Origin of the sequence: Streptomyces sp. NPDC020747 (genome assembly GCF_044334695.1) — a bacterium.
GTDB lineage: Bacteria > Actinomycetota > Actinomycetes > Streptomycetales > Streptomycetaceae > Streptomyces.
Map to the genome: position 1 here is coordinate 426,613 of NZ_JBIRTJ010000001.1, position 18,720 is coordinate 445,332.

General features: G+C 70.5%; 11 protein-coding genes and 1 pseudogene. 4 read left to right on the top strand and 8 right to left on the bottom strand.

Translation table 11 applies throughout. From position 1 onward, the window contains the following. Nucleotides 1-154: 154 nt before the first annotated feature. Both ACH4YP_RS01745 and ACH4YP_RS01750 read left to right on the top strand, forming a co-directional pair. Entirely contained in the window at nt 155-1,015 is an 861-nt protein-coding gene (locus ACH4YP_RS01745; RefSeq protein ID WP_398488857.1) for a hypothetical protein, read from the top strand. A 5-nt stretch (nt 1,016-1,020) separates the two neighbouring features. Beyond that, complete coding sequence (locus ACH4YP_RS01750) at nt 1,021-3,168, top strand: PQQ-dependent sugar dehydrogenase (RefSeq protein WP_398488858.1); 2,148 nt, start codon at nt 1,021-1,023, stop codon at nt 3,166-3,168. Here the strand turns inward: ACH4YP_RS01750 and ACH4YP_RS01755 are convergent. The 5 genes from ACH4YP_RS01755 to ACH4YP_RS01775 form a co-directional block, all read right to left on the bottom strand. Next, nucleotides 3,158-4,630, bottom strand: coding sequence for a glycoside hydrolase (locus ACH4YP_RS01755; RefSeq protein ID WP_361051366.1), 1,473 nt, complete (start codon nt 4,628-4,630; stop codon nt 3,158-3,160). The genes ACH4YP_RS01750 and ACH4YP_RS01755 overlap by 11 nt on opposite strands. A gap of 247 nt (nt 4,631-4,877) precedes the next feature. Then, nucleotides 4,878-6,134 (bottom strand): glucarate dehydratase family protein, encoded by a 1,257-nt coding sequence (locus tag ACH4YP_RS01760; protein WP_361051363.1) that lies wholly within the window; start codon nt 6,132-6,134, stop codon nt 4,878-4,880. A 236-nt stretch (nt 6,135-6,370) separates the two neighbouring features. Then, nucleotides 6,371-7,417: a maleylacetate reductase gene (locus ACH4YP_RS01765; RefSeq protein WP_398489445.1), complete on the bottom strand. Its 1,047-nt coding sequence runs from the start codon at nt 7,415-7,417 to the stop codon at nt 6,371-6,373. Between the two features lie 23 nt (nt 7,418-7,440). Beyond that, entirely contained in the window at nt 7,441-8,316 is an 876-nt protein-coding gene (locus ACH4YP_RS01770; RefSeq protein WP_361051361.1) for an intradiol ring-cleavage dioxygenase, read from the bottom strand. A gap of 95 nt (nt 8,317-8,411) precedes the next feature. Continuing rightward, nucleotides 8,412-10,172, bottom strand: coding sequence for an FAD-dependent oxidoreductase (locus ACH4YP_RS01775; RefSeq protein WP_398488860.1), 1,761 nt, complete (start codon nt 10,170-10,172; stop codon nt 8,412-8,414). Between the two features lie 204 nt (nt 10,173-10,376). Between ACH4YP_RS01775 and ACH4YP_RS01780 the strand changes: the two genes are divergently transcribed. Continuing rightward, the gene (locus tag ACH4YP_RS01780; protein WP_398488861.1) at nt 10,377-12,209 is read left to right on the top strand and encodes a helix-turn-helix domain-containing protein; all 1,833 of its coding nucleotides are present in this window, start codon (nt 10,377-10,379) and stop codon (nt 12,207-12,209) included. Nucleotides 12,210-12,602: 393 nt separating this feature from the next. On the opposite strand, the gene ACH4YP_RS01785 is transcribed toward ACH4YP_RS01780, so the two are convergent. Further along, nucleotides 12,603-13,478, bottom strand: coding sequence for an aminoglycoside phosphotransferase family protein (locus tag ACH4YP_RS01785; RefSeq protein ID WP_361051352.1), 876 nt, complete (start codon nt 13,476-13,478; stop codon nt 12,603-12,605). Between the two features lie 285 nt (nt 13,479-13,763). Here ACH4YP_RS01785 and ACH4YP_RS01790 point away from each other — a divergent pair. Then, nucleotides 13,764-14,804, top strand: a pseudogene (locus ACH4YP_RS01790) (RNA polymerase sigma factor); the annotation flags it as partial. A gap of 5 nt (nt 14,805-14,809) precedes the next feature. Here the strand turns inward: ACH4YP_RS01790 and ACH4YP_RS01795 are convergent. Both ACH4YP_RS01795 and ACH4YP_RS01800 read right to left on the bottom strand, forming a co-directional pair. Further along, nucleotides 14,810-17,197 carry a SpoIIE family protein phosphatase gene (locus ACH4YP_RS01795; RefSeq protein WP_398488863.1) on the bottom strand — a complete coding sequence of 796 codons (2,388 nt, stop codon included), beginning with the start codon at nt 17,195-17,197 and terminating at the stop codon, nt 14,810-14,812. Nucleotides 17,198-17,304: 107 nt separating this feature from the next. After that, complete coding sequence (locus ACH4YP_RS01800) at nt 17,305-18,717, bottom strand: NtaA/DmoA family FMN-dependent monooxygenase (protein WP_398488864.1); 1,413 nt, start codon at nt 18,715-18,717, stop codon at nt 17,305-17,307. Nucleotides 18,718-18,720: the final 3 nt, after the last annotated feature.

Below are 18,720 nucleotides of genomic sequence, written 5' to 3' on the forward strand. Positions count from 1 at the left end.
ACGACACAGACCTCATGGACCCCGCAGACCCCGCAGACCCCGCAGACCGCACAGGCGGTTCGAGGGAACGGTTCTCGCCGTTCTCCTGACCGCTATCACGGCACTGGCGGCGGCTCCGGCCGGGGCCCGCGGCGACGGCAGGCCAGGACCCGCCGTGCACCCCGGACTCAGGCCCCACCTCGCCGCCCACTACGACTTCGAGCACCCTGTGCGCGGCAACCCGGCCCGGGAACGCGACCGGGGCTTCTCCGGCACCGACATCGACCTGGTGGGCGGCGGTGCCCGGATGCGGGCACCGGACGGCGCGCACCACGGCAGCCGGACCTCGCTCCAGGCGCGGCAGATCGACCAGGCGTCTACGGGCAACGACGACTGGAAGGCGGGCGTGTACTCCGCGTCGGGCGTGCCGACGTTGAACGCCTTCAACGCGGTGCGCGGGACCACCGTCATGGGGTGGTTCAAGATGACCGGGCAGAACCCGAGCCCCAACACCAACACGGCCGCCCCTGACGACTTCTACGGCGCGATCGGTCTCGCCGGGGTGCTCTCCGGGGACTCCGACGGACACGCCGTACGAGCCCTGCTTGAACTCATCAACGTGAACGGCGAACTCCGGCTGGTCGCCCTCGGCCGGCGGATCGACGGGGGCGCCTCCCAGACCTTCGCGGCGTCCCAGGACTGGCGGACCCTGCTGCCGCCCGGCAAGTGGGTGTTCCTCGCCGCGACCTTCGACTTCGACAGCGGTGAGATGGCGCTCTACCGCAACGGCAAGCCGCTGGACGGCTTCTACACCGTGCCCGGTGACCCCTGGGACCTCTCGGGCCCCGGCCCGCACCGCACCTCGGCCACCGACCCGCGAGGCCTCAAGATCGGCGGCAGCTTCCCGCAGAACACCCGGGAGGGCAATCCCTGCAACTGCCGTATGGACAGCCTGATGTTCCTCGACCGCGCGGTGGACGCCGCGCTGGTCCGAGCGCAGTACCGACTGGTCACGCACAAGGCCGCGAAGGAGTGACAGCCATGCCCGGATCCCCCGGCACCAGACCCAGACTCGGCCCCAGCCCCATGCTCAACCCCAGGCCCAGGCCCATCCTGCTGACACCATTACTCGTTCTCGCCCTGCTGCTGTCCGTCCTCGTCGCCCTGCCCGGCGCCACGGCCCACGCGGCCGAACCGATCACGGACCCGATCCCCGAGCGGCCCACCACCTCCGGCATCGGACTCACCGTCGAGGAGTTCGCCGCCTTCCCGAAGAGCGTGCCGCCGGACGGTCCCGTCACCGATCCACGGATGATGCGGCACGCCCGCATCAACTACCTGAGCGAACTGCCCGACGGCTCGGGCCGGATGGCCGTGCCGGACCTCAACGGCAAGCTGTATCTGGTGGAGGACGGCACCCCGCGCGTCTATCTCGACGTCGCCGGCACCTTCTCCCCCGCGTTCTTCGGCAGCCAGGGGCTCGGCATGGGCTTCGGGTTCGTCACCTTCGACCCACGCTTCAAGAAGAACGGCCGTTTCTACACCGTCCACACCGAACTGGCCTCGGCCACCACCGCCGTGCCCGACATGCGCCAGGCGTCGAACACGGTGTACCACGGCGTCGTCACCGAGTGGACGGCCGCAGACCCCTCGGCCGACACCTTCAAAGGCACGCGTCGTGAGGTGCTCCGGATCGGCTTCACCGGGCGCATCCACGGCATCCAGCAGATCGACTTCAACCCCACCGCCCGGCCCCACGACAAGGACTACGGGCTGCTCTACCTCGCCGTCGGCGACGGCGGCCAGGGCGCCAGGAACGGCGAGCCGCAGAGCCTGGCGCTGCCGCACGGCAAGATCCTGCGCATCGACCCGCGGGGCAACGACAGCGCCAACGGCAAGTACGGCATCCCGTCCCGCAACCCCTTCGTCAACGCCCCCGGCGCCCTCGGCGAGATCTACGCGTACGGCATGCGCGACCCGCACCGCTTCAGCTGGGACACCGGTGGCCGCAACCGTATGTACCTCGGCCACATCGGAGAGCACGCCATTGAGGCCGTCTACGAGGTGAGGGCGGGCGACAACCTCGGCTGGAGCGAACGTGAGGGCGCCTTCGTCTTCGACAAGGCCGCCACCGATCCCTGCGCCAGGATGCAGCCGCTGCCCGCCGACGACGAGAAGTACGGCTACACCTATCCCGTCGCCGCCTACGACCACGACCCGCCCGCCGACTGGAACTGCACCTCCGACGTCGGACGGGCCATCGTCGGCGGCTTCGTCCTCCGCGACCGCGCCCTGCCCGAGCTGTACGGCAAGTACGTCTTCGGCGACCTCGTCGACGGCCGGCTCCTCTACGCCGACACCAAGGACATGCGCCGGGGCGGCACGGAACTGGCGAAGCTGTACGACCTGATGCTGTACGACGAGAGCGGCACCCGGGTGACCCTGCCGGACCTGGCCGGGGACGACCGGGTCGACCTCCGCTTCGGACAGGACGCCGACGGCGGGCTGTATCTCCTCTCCAAGGCCAACGGCAAGATCTGGAAGGTGACCGGCACCCGGAAGTTCGCCTCCTGCGACACCGACGGCACGAAGGTCACCAACGTCATGGCCGGACGGAACTGGGCCCCGGTCACCCCGTCCAAGTGGCGGTTCCCGGGCCGTGAGGCGATCCTCGCGGAGGCCGGAGCGGCCCGCCCCGGCCCGCGCCGCCCCTTCGAGTACGCCGTGCTCACCGCGGGTCCCCCGGCCTTCGGCTCCGTACGGATCGACGCGCAGGTCCGCCTCGACACACCCGTCGAGACCACCAACCGGGACGTGATCATCGTCTTCGGCCACCAGTCGGACACGAAGTTCTACTACGCGCACCTGTCGACCGACAACACCATCTATCCGCACAACGGGATCTTCGTCGTGAACGACGCCGACCGGCTGCGCCTGGAGGACCAGTGGAACGGCACCACCGGTGCGCCACCGGCCGTCACCGACTCGGCCTGGCACAAGGTGCGGGTGGTGCACTGCCCCGGCACCGGTGAGATCGCGGTCTACCTCGACGGCTCGAAACAGCCCCTGATGACGGCCGTCGACACCACGCTCTCCTCCGGCCGGGTGGGCTTCGGCTCGTTCGACAACATCGGGCGGGTGCGGGACCTGAAGGTCACCGGTGCGGGCGGGGCTGCCCTCACACGGTGACACCGTCGATCTCGAAGGTCTGCACCGAGGCGGCGGCGAACGGCACGCTCAGACTCTTGCCATTCAGGTAGGTGTCCGAGCGTGCCGTGTAGAGGTCACCGCCGCCTGAGGTGACGGTGTTCCAGCGCCGTACGAGCCCGCCGCTGCCGCCCGTGACCGTGGTGAAGCGGGACAGGTCGAAGGTGAGCGTCTGCGCGGCACCGGAGTTGACGGCCACGACGACCAGGCGCTTCTGCGTGGCGTCGTGGGCGGCGACCGCATACCCGACGCCGGTGTCGAGAATGGTCATCCCCGGCCGGATGTGGCGGCTGAACTGGGCCATCACGTAGTACTTGGTCTGCACGGTGGTCGGCTGCAGAGTGCCCGCGTCGTACGCGATCATCGCCCAGCCCGTGGAGGGGTCCATCACCTGCCAGTAGACCCAGGCGGTCGGGTGCAGCCAGCGGAAGTCCAGGCACAGGTTGCTCGCCAGGGTGAGGCCGGTGCCGTCGCCGTCACCGGTCTCGGAGTTCCAGAGCTTCTTGCCGGCGGTCGTCACGACATCCGTGTGGAGGAGGTCGCGGCGTCCGCCCGAACCCTGGTAGCCGTGCACGTTGACCTGGCTGACCAGGGCCTTCGTCGACGCCCCGAAGGAGTTCCAGGTCGTACGGGCCAGGTCGTAGCTGGTCTCGTCGGACGCGGAGATCCTGATGCCGGACAGCCCCCGCGTGTCGAGTTCGCTGCGCATGTACGGGAGGACGGCGGCCTGGACGGCGGCGTCCATGTGGCAGCCCTCCTGGGTGCCGGTGGCGGTCCACCAGGAGGACGAGGGTTCGTTGAAGGGGTCGACGGTCGCGAAGTTCACGCCCCAGTTGTTCCTGGCGCGCAGGGCGACGGCCGCCAGGTGGGAGGCGTGCTGCCGGTAGTTCCAGGACTGGAGGTTGTTGCCGCCGCCCGAGGCGCCCGACGGGTTGTGGTTGAGGCACATCCACCACATGGGCGAGTTGGCGAACAGCTCGGTGACCGCGCCCCGTTGGGTGGCCTTGACCAGGGCGGCACGCTGGTTTGCGTCCGCCGTCCAGTCCCAGGCGGAGGAGGCGGGGTCCTCGTTGTTCCAGTCCTGCCAGTAGCCCTCGATCTGCTTGAAGGCCGGGATGTTGGGCGAGGCGACCATGGACTGGCCGCCCACGCTGTTCGGGCTGCACGCGCCCAGGTTGTAGCGGGCGATGTTCATACCGAGGCCCGGCAGCGTCCTGCCGCCGTACGCCACGGACTTGGTGGTGAAGAAGATGTCGGCGAAGTCGTCCCGCGCGCCGAACACGTTGGCCCACCACGCGAGCGAGGTCCCCCACCCCTCCCAACGCCCGTAGCTGGTACCGGGGTTGACGCCGATGGTCGCGTCGGCGCGGGCGGTGCCCGTCGCCAGCGCACTGCCCAGCAGCGTGCCGCCCGCCGCCGCCAGCAGCGATCTGCGCTTCATCATGGAGGTCTCCTGTCGCGCTCATGCCACAACCTGGTTGAAGAATGAGGCGGGGGCAAACGGTTGTCGAGACGCGTGACAGCGCTTTCTGTTTCGATAGTTTCACGGACGCCCGTGTCACACGGCTGCACAGACGCCCCTGCCGCCACAGCACCTCGGGCGTCCCGGTCACCACAGCACTACGGGCGCCCGCGCCACCGCGGTGACATACGAGCGCCCGTGTCTGCGCGGCCTCATAGGCGCGACGGCATCACCACCGAGGGAGCTTGAACTCGTACTCCGGGTGGACGCGCCGCATGTAACCGGTGTCGTCGCGGCCCTTCATGCCCGAGTCGAGATAGACCCGGTGGAGCCGCTCAAGCGCGTCGTGGTCGAGTTCGACACCGAGACCCGGACCCGTGGGGACCTTGACCGCACCGTCCCGCAGTTCCAGGGCGCCGGGGACGATGACGTCGTCCGCGTGGTTCCACGGGTAGTGGGTGTCGCAGGAGGTGTCGAGGTTCGGAATCGCGGCGGCCACATGGGTCATGGCGGCGAGGCTGATACCGAGGTGGGAGTTGGAGTGCATCGACAGTCCGATGCCGAACGCCTCACAGACGGCGGCGAGTTCACGGGTGCGGCGCAGTCCGCCCCAGTAGTGGTGGTCGGTGAGCAGGACCTGGACGGCGTCCTGCTCGACGGCCGGCTTCAGGTGCTCCCAGGCGACCACGCACATGTTGGTGGCCAGCGGCATGGGCGACGTCTTCGCGACTTCCGCCATGCCGGGAATCGTGGGGGTGGGATCCTCCAAGTACTCCAGGCAGCCGTCGAGTTCGCGCGCCACGTACTTCGAGGTCTCCACCGTCCAGGCCGTGTTGGGGTCGAGCCGCAACGGCTGTCCCGGGAAGGCCTCGGCGAGCGCCTTCATCGCGGCGATCTCCTCGTCGGGCGGGAAGACACCGCCCTTGAGCTTGAACGAGCTGAAGCCGTACCGCTGTTGCATCAGCCGGGCCTGCTCGACGATGCCCGCCGGGTCGAGGGCCTCGCCCCACTCGTCGCCGACGGCCGGATCGCCGTCGAGCGCCGGGTGTTCGGCCCACTTGTAGAAGAGGTACGCGGCGAAGGGCACGGCGTCACGGACCGCGCCGCCCAGCAGATCGCTGACCGAGCGCCCGAGGAGCTTGCCCTGGGCGTCCAGACACGCCACCTCCACGGCGGAGGTGGTCCAGCCGCGCTCGTGGGAGCTGGGCACGGTCGGCAGCAGCACGGTGTCGATCGCGGCGGCGACGGCGGTGGTGTCGAAGACGTCCATGCCGACGACCGCCTGCGCCGCTGCCGCCAGCCGTTCGAGGCGGAGGTCACCCCCGGTCGACTCGCCGAGGCCCACCGTGCCGTCCTCCAGGACGAGTTGGAGGATCAGCCGCAGGGCGAGCGGCTCGTGCACGCCGCTGGAGTTGAGGAGCGGCGGGTCGCGGAAGGCGATCGGCGTGACGATCAGTTCACGGATCCGACTGTCGGGGGTGGTCATGCGCGGACTGCCTCCAGGCCGTGGTCGATGAGCTTCACACACACTCCATTCACATCCATGAACCTGTTTCATGAATCTAGATGGCGCGCAGCCAGCTAAGAATCGTTTCAGGTGTATGTCAAGACATGGATCGGAGTTTTCACCGTCGCCGCACCCGGCCCGGAGGTGCCGGCTCCGGTACTCCGAAAGGCACTGATCGGTGCGGTGGAGGCAGCTGTTCCGGGACCGTTCCGAGGCTATTCCGGGAGCTCGGCGCGAGGGGCGTCCCCCGCGAACGCCGCCCTCAGCACGGCGAGTGCGCCCTCGTGCGTGACCTCGCGCGGATTGGCGTACGCCTGCCCCGCGACCTGCTCGGCCGCCACCGCCAAGTCGACCTCGGCGAGACCCAGTTGAGCGAGGGAGCGAGGTGCGCCGAGCTGTCCGGACAGGGTCCACAGAGCCAGCGGGGCGTTGTCGGTGCCGAGGGCGCGGCCGAGGGCCCCGACCGCCTCGGGAGCGGCGGGCGCGTTGTACGCGAGGGCGTGCGGGAGCACCACCGTGTGGGTCTCGGCGTGCGGCAGGCCGAACGTGCCGCCCAGCACATGGCAGAGCTTGTGATGCAGCCCCATGGTGGTCGCGCCCAGGCAGGAACCGCAGAGCCAGGCCCCGTAGAGGGCACGCTCGCGGGCCTCCAGGGACGAAGGCTCGGCGGCGATCTCCGGAAGGGCCGAGGTCATCGCTCGTACGCCCTCCTCGGCCATCAGCGAGACGAGGGGCGAGGTGTCGGGGGCGTACAGCGCCTCGACCGCGTGGGCGACGGCGTTGACTCCGCTCGTGACGGAGAGGGGCACGGGCATGGAAAGGGTGAGCTCGGGGTCGTACACCACGCTGCGCGGGAGGACCGACGGGTCTCGCCCCGTGCGCTTCGCGCCGTGCTCGGTGAGGCCCCACACGGGGGTCATCTCGGAGCCCGAGTACGTGGACGGGACCGCGATCAGCGGCAGTCCCGTGCGCAGCGCGATCGCCTTGCCCAGGCCGATCGACGAACCGCCCCCCACGGCGACGCAGCCGTCGGCACCGGCCGCGCGGGCCACCTCGACGGCCCGGTCGGCGACCTCCACCGGGACGTGCATCCGGGCCTCGGCGTGCAGTCCCGCGCACAGTTCGCCCAGCGAGTCGGCGACCGCCCGCGCGGTGTCCGCTCCGCGCGCGCCGGACACCACCAACACCCGCCGCAGACCGAGCCGTTGGACCTCCCCCGCCGTCGCGCTCACCGAGGCGCCGGGCCGGAGGACGACCCGCATGGGCTGGGCCTCGTACGAGAAGTTCACGCTTTCGCCCCAGGAGTCAGTACGAGATCGAACCGCGCGTGCCGGAAGGGGTTCGGGATGCCGAACTCCCGTGCCAGGGAAGGGTCGTCGGTCGGAGCGAAGTCCTGGACCAGGCTGTGCTTCACCGCGAAGACCGCGTCCGAGTCGAGGTACTCGCTGCCCGCCACGAAGATGTGCGTGGTGACGGGGGCGTGCCCCTCGGCGGAGGCGATGAAGTGGATGTGGGCGGGGCGGTAGGGGTGCCGGCCGGTGGCGCGGAGCAGGTCGCCGACCGGGCCGTCGGTGGGGATGGGGTACGGGCTCGGTACGCAGGTACGGAACCAGAAGCGGCCCGCCGCGTCCGCCGTGAACAGACCGCGGCCGTTGCCCGACGGCTGGAGGTCCGGCTGCTGCACGTCGTAGAACCCGTCGGCGTCGGCCTGCCAGACGTCGAGGACCGCGCCGGGCAGCGGGGTGCCGTCCTGGGAGAGCACCCGGCCGCTGACCACGCACGGTTCGCCGCTGCCCACCAGGTCGATGTCCGCGCCGAGTTCACGGACCGGGGACTCCGTCATGTGGAAGGGGCCGAGGACGGTCGACTCGGTGGCGCCGGGGCCGCGGTCGGCGTTCAGGGTCTCGACCAGCATCGACAGTCCGAGCACGTCCGACAGGAGAATGAACTCCTGCCGGGTGTCGGTGCACGTCTGGCCGGTCGCCGTCAGGAACCCGATCGCCCGCTCCCACTCCTCCTGGGTGAGCCGCGTCTCCCGCGCGAAGTCGTGAAGGTGCCGGATCAGCCCCGTGAGCAACTCCCGCAGCCGCGGATCGGTACCCGCACCAAGACTCCCGACGGCCTCCTCGGTGACCGCGGTCCCGCCGGTTTCGATGGTCATGACGACTCCTGATTCACCGTGTCCCGCTTCCCGACGATCACTGTCCCGTACAGCCTGCCTCGCCCTGCGAACGACGCAACCGGCGGAGCCACCCGCTACCGTCCGAGGATCCGCCGCACCGCATCCCCCAGCAACTCCTCGGCATCGCCGGCAGCGTTCGCGTACCGGAACGCCACGTACCCGTCGGGCCGCACGAGCAGCACACCCGAGTCGGCGACCTCACTCAGCCGCGCCCAGTCGCCGTACGGATCCTCGTACTGCTGACCGGGCCCGATGACGGCGGTGGCGATGTCGAGGCCGACGGCCTCCGCGGCCCGTACCCATCCCTCACCACCGATACCGGTGAACAGCATGAAGCGCCCGTGACCCGCCGCGTCGAGCGTGGACAGGGTCCGGTCACCGGCCGTGATCCACGCGTGCGGCAGCTTGGCACCGGGCCGGGACGAGGGCTGGTGGTACAGCTCGGGATCGCGGTCGAACCCGGGGTCGGGCGTGCCGTCGGGGACGACCGCGTCCGACACGTACCGCTGGTTGAGATCGACGCCGTGCGCGTTGAACTCGTACACCTTGAAGGCGATCGCCTCGCGGAGCCTGGCGCGCTGCTTCTCGGCGGCCTCGGTGGCGTCCTTGCGGGAGGCGATGTTGGCCCACAGCTGCTCGGGACTCTGCGGGGAGAGGCCGTCGAGCGCCTCGAAGATCGGCGCGGTCTCGCCGATGGACTTGTTGGCGCGGGTGACGATCTGCCTGCCGACCGGGGCGCGCTCGGCGGTGTACGTGTCGAGAAGCCTGGGTGAGGCGGAGCCGTCGAGGACGAGCCTGAGCTTCCACGCCAGGTTGTACGCGTCCTGGACGGAGGTGTTGGAGCCGAGCCCGTTGGACGGCGGATGGCGGTGCGTGGCGTCGCCCGCGCAGAAGACGCGGCCGTTCGAGTACGACTCGGCGTACATCTCGTTGACCGTCCACGCCGAGGAGGACTTGATGGTCACGGGGATCTCGTCGTCGCCGACGAGCCTGCGGACGATGGACTCCGCGTACTCGGTGGTGAGGTCCGGGGCTCCCGCGGTCACGTCGTAGCCCCAGACGATCATCCACTCGTTCCAGGGGCGGACGTTGCGGACGAGGCCCGCGCCGATGCCGCCGACGGTGGCGCCCGGGGCGAGCACCCAGTAGAGGGTGGACGGCCGGTGCGCGGTGTACTTGCTCAGGTCCGCGTCGAAGACGATGTTGATGCTGCCGGCCACGCCCATCTGGCCGCCCATCGGCAGCCCGGCGTCCTCCGCGACCTTCGAGCGTCCCCCGTCGGCGCCGATCAGGTACTTGGCGCGGATGGTGTACTCGTCGCCGCGCAGCCGGTCCTCGACGGTGACCGTGACTCCGTCGGCGTCCTGGACGAAGGACTTGTAGACCGTGCTGAAGCGGAGGTGGGTGCCACGGGCGACCGCGGCGTCGACGAGCACCGGCTCCATGAGGTGCTGGGGCATGTCGCACATACGGGTGGGGCTGGCGAGGTCGTGCGCGGCCTGTACGAGGGGGTCGTTGCCCCAGGAACGGACGCGGCCCAGCTCCTCGCCGGCCAGGCTGGTGCAGAAGGTGGTGTTGCCCATCAGGTGCTGGGGCGTGGCCTGCGCGACGACGTCCTGCTCGACACCGAGGTCGCGCAGGACCTCCATCGTGCGCTGGTTGGTGATGTGGGCGCGGGGTGTGTCGGCGAGGCTCGCGTAGCGGGTGACCACGATGTTGGGCACGCCGTAGGTGCTCAGGGCGAGGGCGGCCGAGGCGCCTGCGGGGCCGCTGCCCACGATGAGTACGTCGGTCTCGACCACGGAAGTCTCGACTACGGGCTCGACGGTGTGCACGGGCACGCTCCAGGGGATGAGGACAGCACCAACCGTTCATGATCATCGTGCGGTGCGCGGGAGCGCGGGTGTCTCATTACGAGACACCGGTGCGGGTTTGTGGGACGCCGGTGCGGGTTTGCACGGCACCTTTGCGGGTGCGGAACACGGCGAGTGCGACCCTTTGTTACCCGTTGAACCATGACCGGTACGGTGGGAGGCGCCGTGACCACCACCGAAGAGTCCCCCGCCCGTCCCGCTCTCACGCCGTTGCGCCAGGCCCGAGAGCGGTTCCTGACGGGGCGCCCGCTGCCCGAGGGCGTACCGGACGAGCTCGTCGCCGCCTGGCGGCGGGCCCGGTTCTTCGGCGTACGGCACGACTTGGCGGAACCCTCGGAGCCCCTGCCTCCCCCTCCGTCGGCCCTGCTGACCGCAGCGCGACCCGTGCTCGAACGGCTCGCGCCCACCCTCGCCTCCGGGCAGTCGTCCCTGGTCCTCACCGACGAGCGGCTGCGCGTGCTCTGGTCGGCCGGGAACGTGCCCGGCGACAAGAAGTGCCATGACCTGTCCGAGCAGGAGGTCGGGCACAACAGCGCGGCCCTCGCCCTGAGCACCCGGCGTCGCGCGGAGGTGCACGGCCCCGAGCACTTCCTCGACCTGTGGCAGGACGTGTCCGCCGTCAGCGTGCCGGTGCTGGCCCCGGAGAACGGCCAGGTCCTGGGCACGGTGACCGTCGCGTCCGGCCTGAGCGCCGGGTGCGCGCCGCATCCGGGCGCCGCCCTCGCCGAGGCCACGGCGACGGCTGTCGAGGCGGAGCTGCTGGCCCGGTCCCGCACGACGGAACGAGTGCTGCTCGACGCCTTCCAGCGGGCCGCCGCACGGCCCGGGGCGGCGGTCGTGGCGCTCGACGGCAAGAACCGGCTGCTCAGCGACGCGGCAGCGGGCATGCTGTCGCCGGGCGCGGTGGCGGTGCTGGAGCGGACCGCGGCGGCGAACGGCTCGGGGCGGGACGACACCGGCACCTCTGAGGCTTCTGGCCTCTTGGAGGCGGCCGGCACTTCCGAGCCGTGCAACCCCTCCGAGCCGTACGACTCGGTACGGAACGGGAGCGGTTCCGTCGCCTACGATCTCGAACTCCCCGACGGCGCGGGCGTGGCACGTGTCACCCCTGTACGCCATGAGGGCGCGGTCATCGGTGTGGTCGCCGTGGTCGAGCCACCCGCCGGCGAAGCGACGCGACCGCTCACGCAGCGGCCTCGTCTCGCGCTCGCCGGGCGCTCGGTGCCGTGGCGGCACGCGACGGCGAAGGCCGCGGCACTTGCCCGCTCCCGGGAGCCCCTGCTCCTGACCGGGGAGCGCGGCACCGGAAAGACCGCCCTGGCAAGGGAGTTGCTGGCAGCGCGCGGGGATCTGGATCCGGTGGTCGTGGACGCGGCGGAGGGCCCGGTCGACGAACCTGACATCTGGGCGACGGCACTTGCGAGCAACCGCGCGCTCCTCCTCCGCCATGCCGAGCGCCTGGCCCAGCCCGACATCGCCGCTCTCAACTCCCTGCTCGACGAACACCCGGACGCGCCCCTGCTCCTCACGTACACGCCGGACACTCCCCCGGGCCCCTGCCTCCAGCGACTGCTCGACATCCTGGCCCTCCGCTCGGTGACCCTCCCGGCGCTGCGTGAACGCCCGGACGACATCAGGGAGTTGCTCCCCGAACTGGCTCCGGGGCCAGTGCCGGGACGGCCTCCGCTCACCTGGACGCTGGACGCGCTACGGGCCCTGGAACGTCATCCGTGGCCCGGGAACATCACGGAACTCGCCCATCTCGTCAGGGCGTTGGCGGAACGCCGACAGGTCGCGGGCCCGGTGCGACGCGCCGAACTCCCGGACCTCGTCCGGGAGGGCCCCGCGACACGGCGGCTGAGTCCGATGGAACTCGCCGAACGCACCGCGATCCTGGAGTCGCTGCGCCGCCACGGCGGCAACAAGGCACGTGCCGCGGCGGCGCTGGGCATCGCCCGCGCGACCCTGTACCGAAAGCTGCGGGGCTACTCGCTGTGACGGCCGAATTCCGCCCCCTGCCCGTCGACCGCTCGCCCTGATGGCCTCCGGCCCGGGAGCCGGTTGCGGCCTCGCAGAAGCCTGGGATCCCTCCCTCGGCGAGGGGCCAGGCGATGCCGTCGTCGGTAGAACGGCTGAGCCGGAGGCGGTCCCGGTGCACGCCGGTCGCGGCACGGCGGGGAGGCCGACGGTCGCCGCCACCTACCCCGAGTTGCTGCCGCTTGCCTCCTGCGGGTTGGTGGCGGAGACCGTGCTGTAGTACGTACGGCCCGCCCGTACTGCTCGGTTCGCACGAAAAGGTTCTCGATCCCGACACGGCGGGCTCCCCTCACGCGTTCCGGACGGTGAGGCGGTGACGAGGTGGTTGAAGGCGGAGGTTCCACGAAGCCGCCCCTACCCCCTCCCGGTCCAGCGCCCCAACGCCACCGAGGCGATGACCAGTTGAGGCGGGTCGATCGCCGTCTTGCCGTCCTCGATGTCCCACAGGGTGTTCTGGAGGACGCGGCCCAGCGTCCAGCCGCCCGCCCGCTGCCGGTCCAGGTCGAGCGTCTCGGTCAGCACGTCGAAGCGGCGGAGCACCGCGCGGGTCTCGTCGCCGGTCGCCGTCACCGCGTCCCAGCGGCTGTCCAGCGCGGGCCACAGGTCGAACCCCGGGTCTCCGGCGAGGGGTTCGGGATCGATGGCGAGCCAGGGTTCCCGCTGCCCGGCGAGGACGTTGTCGTAGTGCAGGTCCCAGTGCAGCAGCCGGTCCCCCGCCTCGCCGACGAGTTCGGCCACGGCGGACGCGCAGGTGCGCAGCAGACGCCGGTCGGCTGGGTCGCGGAGGGCCGGCAGCGCGTGCGGCACCTGGTCGAGCATCGCGGCGGCGATGTCGGCGAGCCGTCGCAGGCCGTCCGGCGCGGGCACCGCGGTCAGTCGCGACAGCAGGTCGGCGAGGATCCGCAGAGCGGTGTCGTCGTCGGTCAGCGACGACAGCGGCCTCGCCGCGTCCAGTCGCTCCAGCAGCATGGTGCCGGTGTCCGGGTCGTGGTCGAGCAGGCGCACCGCGCCGTCGCCGTTCCACATGCGCAGTCCCAGGGTGGCGCCCGCGTTGTCCTCGCTGCGTTCCTGGAACTTCAGGACCGCGGGCGTGCCGTCCGCGCGGATCACCGGCAGGACGACGGAGGCCATGCCCCGTGCCGTCGGGCCGTCCGGCGTCAGTGCCCAGCGGTCCAGGTAGTCCCCGGCGGCGTACTTTTCGGGGATCTCCCCGGAAGTCTGTGTGCCCATCGTGTCGGAGTATGGGCTCGTCACGCCCGTGCGGGCCACGGAATTTTGGGCGTTCAGAATCCGTCGAGAAAATCAACAGCGCGTACGACGTGATTCATGTCACCCACATTTCGAGGCAATGCGGGGCCGCCGACCGGGGCTCCGGCGGGTGTACCGTAATGGGGCGAGCCTGATGAAGATTCCCACGCCGAGCAATCAGCACCGTGGACGACGAGAATTCAGGATTCCTGAAGACCGAGGGTCTTGCTCAACATTGTTGAGTTTGCACCAAGAACTGAGGCACGGGAAGAGATGTTGACCGCAATGGAGACGGATACCCCGGAACAACAACAGGGACAGGGACAGGAGACTCTTCTGCTGTCTCCGGACTACGACGCCGACGCTCCCGCACCCCGGCTCGGCTCCGACGGCGCCTCGGTCGATCCGGTCCGGGACTACCTGAAGGTGATCGGCCGGGTCCGCCTCCTCAGCGCCGCCCAGGAGGTCGACCTCGCCAAGCGGATCGAGGCCGGCCTGTTCGCCGAGCACAGGCTCGACGAAGAGCCCGATCTCGATCCGGCGTTCCGGCGCGAGCTGAAAATCCTCATCGAGGACGGTCACCGGGCGAAATCCCACCTCATCGAGGCCAACCTCCGCCTGGTCGTCTCCATCGCCAAGCGTTATACGAGACGGGGTCTCACTTTTCTGGACCTGATCCAGGAGGGCAACACGGGGCTGATTCGGGCCGTGGAAAAGTTCGACTACGTCAAGGGTTTCAAGTTCTCGACCTACGCCACCTGGTGGATCAGGCAGGCGCTGACCCGGGCCCTGGCCGACCAGAGCCGCACGATCCGTATTCCGGTCCACGCGGTGGAGGTCATCAACAGAATGGCCAGACTCCGCCGGGAGATGCTTCAGGAACTGGGCGTCGAACCCACGGTGGGGCAGGTGGCGGAGCGGATGGAGCTGCCCATCTCCAAGGTCATCGAGCTCGACGGGTACACCAAGGACCCCGTCTCGCTGCACCTGCCGCTCGGCGAGGACGGCGGCAGCGAGCTGGGTGACGTCATCGAGGACAGCGAGAGCATCTCCCCGTTCGACGCGGTGACGTTCCTCCTGCTCAAGGACACCATCCAGGAGATCCTCGCCCATATGACCCCGCGCGAGGCAGGCATCATCACCCTGCGGTACGGGCTGCTGGACGGGCAGGCGAAGACCCTGGAGGAGATCGGCCAGGTCTACGGAGTCACCCGTGAGCGCATCCGCCAGATCGAGTCCAAGACGATGTCGAAGCTGCGCCACCCCTCCCGCTCACAGGCTCTGCGCGACTACGTCGGCCTCGAGTAACTCGATCACTGGACCGGCAGTGCCTGCTCGGCCCAGATGGTCTTTCCGGTGCCGCTCGGGCGGGTGCCCCAGCGGTCGGTGAGCTGCGCGACGAGCAGCAGGCCCCGGCCGCCCTCGTCGAAGGTGCGGGCCCGGCGCAGATGCGGCGAGGTGCTGCTGGCGTCGGAGACCTCACAGATGAGCGTACGGTCGCGGATGAGTCTGAGCTGGATCGGGGAGCCGCCGTAGCGGATGGCGTTGGTGACCAGTTCGCTCACGACGAGTTCGGTGACGAAGGCGGCCTCGTCGAGCCCCCAGCGGGTCAGCTGCTCGGTGGCGTACTGCCGGGCCGTGGCGACCAGCGCCGGATCGGACTCCAGGTCCCAGGCGGCCACCTGGTCGGTGTCCAGGGCGCGGGTACGGGCCAGCAGCAGCGCCACGTCGTCGGCGGGGCGCTCCGGGAGCAGGGCCTTGAGGACGTTGTCGCAGGTGTCCTCCAGATTCCCGGCCGGGGCGGCCAGGGCGGTGCAGAGGGCGGCGGTGCCGACGTCCACGTCGACATCGCGGGCCTCGACGAGACCGTCCGTGTAGAGGGCGAGTACGGCCCCTTCGGGCACGTCCAGCTCGGTGGCCTCGAAGGGGAGCCCGCCGACGCCCAGCATCGGTCCCGCGGCGACCTCGACGACCTTCACCGTCCCGTCCGGGAACAGCACGACGGGCGGCGGGTGGCCGGCGGAGGCGACGGTGCAGCGGCGGGACACCGGGTCGTACACCGCGTACAGACAGGTGGCGCCGATCTCCCCGATCATCGCGCTCTCGTCGGCGGCGAGGTGTCCGACCAGGTCGTCCAGGTGCGTGAGCAGCTCGTCCGGCGGCAGGTCGACGTCGGCGAGGGTCCAGACCGCCGTACGGAGCCGGCCCATGGTGACGGAGGCGTGGAGGCCGTGTCCGACGACGTCCCCGACGACCAGCGCCACCCTGGTCCCGGACAGCGGGATCACGTCGAACCAGTCACCGCCGACCCCCGCCTGCGACAGCGCCGGAAGGTAGCGGGAGGCGAACTCGACGGCCGCCTGCCCCGCCATCACCTGGGGCAGCAGGCTGCGCTGCAGGGCCAGCGCGGTCGTGCGCTCCCGGGTGTAGCGGCGGGCGTTGTCGACGCAGACGGCCGCCCGGCTGGACAGTTCCTCCGCCAGCGACACGTCGTCCGGATCGAAGGCGTCGGGATGTTCGGGAGTGAGGATCCGGACGAAGACGGCCACGCCCAGTGTCGTGCCGCGCGCCACCAGCGGTACGGCCATCAGCGACAGCTCGTGGTCCTCGCCCTCCAGCAGCTTGGCGGAGCGGGCGCGGTTCTCGGCGAACCAGAGGTCGAGGCCGCTGTCGCCGCTTCGGGTGAGCACCGGCTCGCCGGTGGCCAGGGCGCGTGCGGGCGGCGAGAAGGCCGGGTAGACGTCGGCGGAACCCAGGTCTATCGCCGCCTCCGGCACACCGGGGGTGTCGGAGTGGTGGGCGACCCGGCGCAGCTCCACGCCGCCCTCCACCGGCCCCGTCCCGGGTTCCTCGCCCTGGAGCACCGAGTCCAGCAGGTCGACGCTGGCGAAGTCGGCGAGCCGGGGTACGGCCAGTTCGGCGAGTTCACGGGCGGTCTGGATCACGTCGAGCTTGGTGCCGATGGACCCGGCGGCCTCGTTGAGCAGGGCCAGCCGCTGGCGTGCCCAGTACTGCTCGCTGCTGTCGAACCCGGCGAGAGCGGTGCCGATCAGCTCTCCGGAGTGGTCCCGCACCGGCCACATCTCGAAGCTCCAGGCGTGCATGCGGCGGCCGGACGGCGAGCGGGTCCAGCTCTCGTAGTGGACCGGCTGCCCGGTCTCCGCGACGATCTCCAGATGGCGCAGGAAGCCGCGGCTGTGCTCGGCGTTCTCCACGGTGTCGGGGAAGTACCGGTGCCGGAACTCCGTCTCGGGCTGCCCCATGACCTGGCACGCGAAGTCGTTCATCCGAAGGTAGCGCTGCCCGGTGTCGAAGATCGACATGGACATCGACGCCTGTTTGAACGCCAGCTCACCCAGGACGCGCTCGCCGGTGTCCGGGGTCGCGGTGACGACGAACCCCGGCCGCCGCTCCTTCCCGCCCTGCAGCGGGCACATCCGCAGCGCCAGCTCCAGCCGCCGCCCGTCCTTGTGGCGCACGGCCACGACCGCGTCGCCGCGGGTCAGCAGAGCCCGCCAGGCCGCCGCGGGCTCACCGGCCACCAACTCCGACGCCGACCGCCCGGTCACGTCCTCGGCCGTGTGCCCCGTCAGCAGCCGCGCGCCCTCGCTCCAGCCCGTGACATTGCCGCTCTCGTCGACCACCGCCATGGCGTCACCGGCCGTGGCCGCCGGTCCTCCGTCACGCGGCAATGTCACCATGTGTACAAGAATGGTCCCCTTCGGCATCCGCATCAAGCCAGCTGACCGGTTTCCACCCCCCACTCCGTGGTCCTGTGCCTACACGATCGGGGTGACCGCCCGTACGTTCACGAAGCCACCCGCCCACCCCGCTCACCGATGCCGACGGCGGCCTCGGCATTCGTACGGGCCTCGGCATCGGGATGGGCCAGGCCCAAGTGGTCGCGCAGGGTCGTGCCCTCGTACTCCGTACGGAACACACCGCGCTCCTGGAGCAGCGGGACCACCGTGTCGGCGAAGGCGTCCAGGCCGCCGGGGGTGATGTGCGGGACGAGGATGAAGCCGTCGCTCGCGTCGGCCTGGACGAGGTCGTCGATGGTGGCCGCGACCGTGGCCGGGGAACCGACGAAGGCCTGGCGGTTGCCGGTCTCGATGACCAGGTCGCGGATGGACCAGTTGTTGGCCGCCGCGCGCTCGCGCCACTCGCGGGCGGTGGCCAGCGGGTCGCGGTACATCCGGACCTGGGCCCGGCCGCGCGCGACGGTGTGCTCGCCGAGGTCGGGGTCGATGTCGGGCAGCGGTCCTTCGGGGTCGTACGCGGACAGGTCACGGTTCCAGACGAACTCCAGGTGCTTGATGGCGGTCGCCCCGCTGACCTGCTGCCGGCGCACCTCGCGGGCCAGTTCCGCGGCCTCGGCGTCGGTGTCGCCGAGGACGAAGGTCGCCGCGGGCAGGATCAGCAGCTGGTCGGGCGTACGGCCGTAGCGGGCCAGGCGTCCCTTGACGTCCGTGTAGAACGCCTGGCCGTCCTTGAGGGTGGCGTACCGGCTGAAGATCGCGTCGGCCCCGGCGGCGGCGAACTCGCGGCCCTCCTCGGAGTCGCCGGCCTGGAAGATCACCGGGCGGCCCTGCGGGGAGCGCGGGACGTTGAACTGCCCCTCGATGTCGAAGTGTTGACCTTGGTGGACGAAGGCGCCGGCCTTCGCGTCGCGCAGGAAGGTGCCGGTGTCCTGGTCGGCGACGATCTCGTCACCGTGCCAGGAGTCGAAGAGTTCGTTCGCGGTGGCCAGGAACTCCCTGGCCCGGGAGTAGCGCTCGTCCTGCGGGAGGAAGCCGCCGCGGCGGAAGTTCTCGCCGGTGAAGGCGTCCCAGGAGGTGACGACGTTCCAGGCGGCACGCCCGTCCGAGAGGTGGTCGAGGCTGGCGAACTGCCGAGCCACTTCATAGGGCTCGTTGAAGGTGGAGTTGATGGTGCCGGTCAGGCCGAGGTGCTGGGTGACGGCCGCGAGCGCGGTGAGGACGGTGAAGGTGTCGGGGCGGCCGACGACATCCAAGTCGTAGATCTTTCCGCCCTGTTCGCGCAGTCGCAGCCCTTCGGCGAGGAACAGGAAGTCGAACTTGGCGCGTTCGGCGGTCCGCGCGAAGTGCGCGAAGGAACTGAACTCGATATGGCTGCCGGCCTCCGGGTCGCTCCACACGGTGGTGTTGTTGACGCCGGGGAAGTGGGCGGCCAGGTGGATCTGCTTCAGCGGCTTGCTCATGGT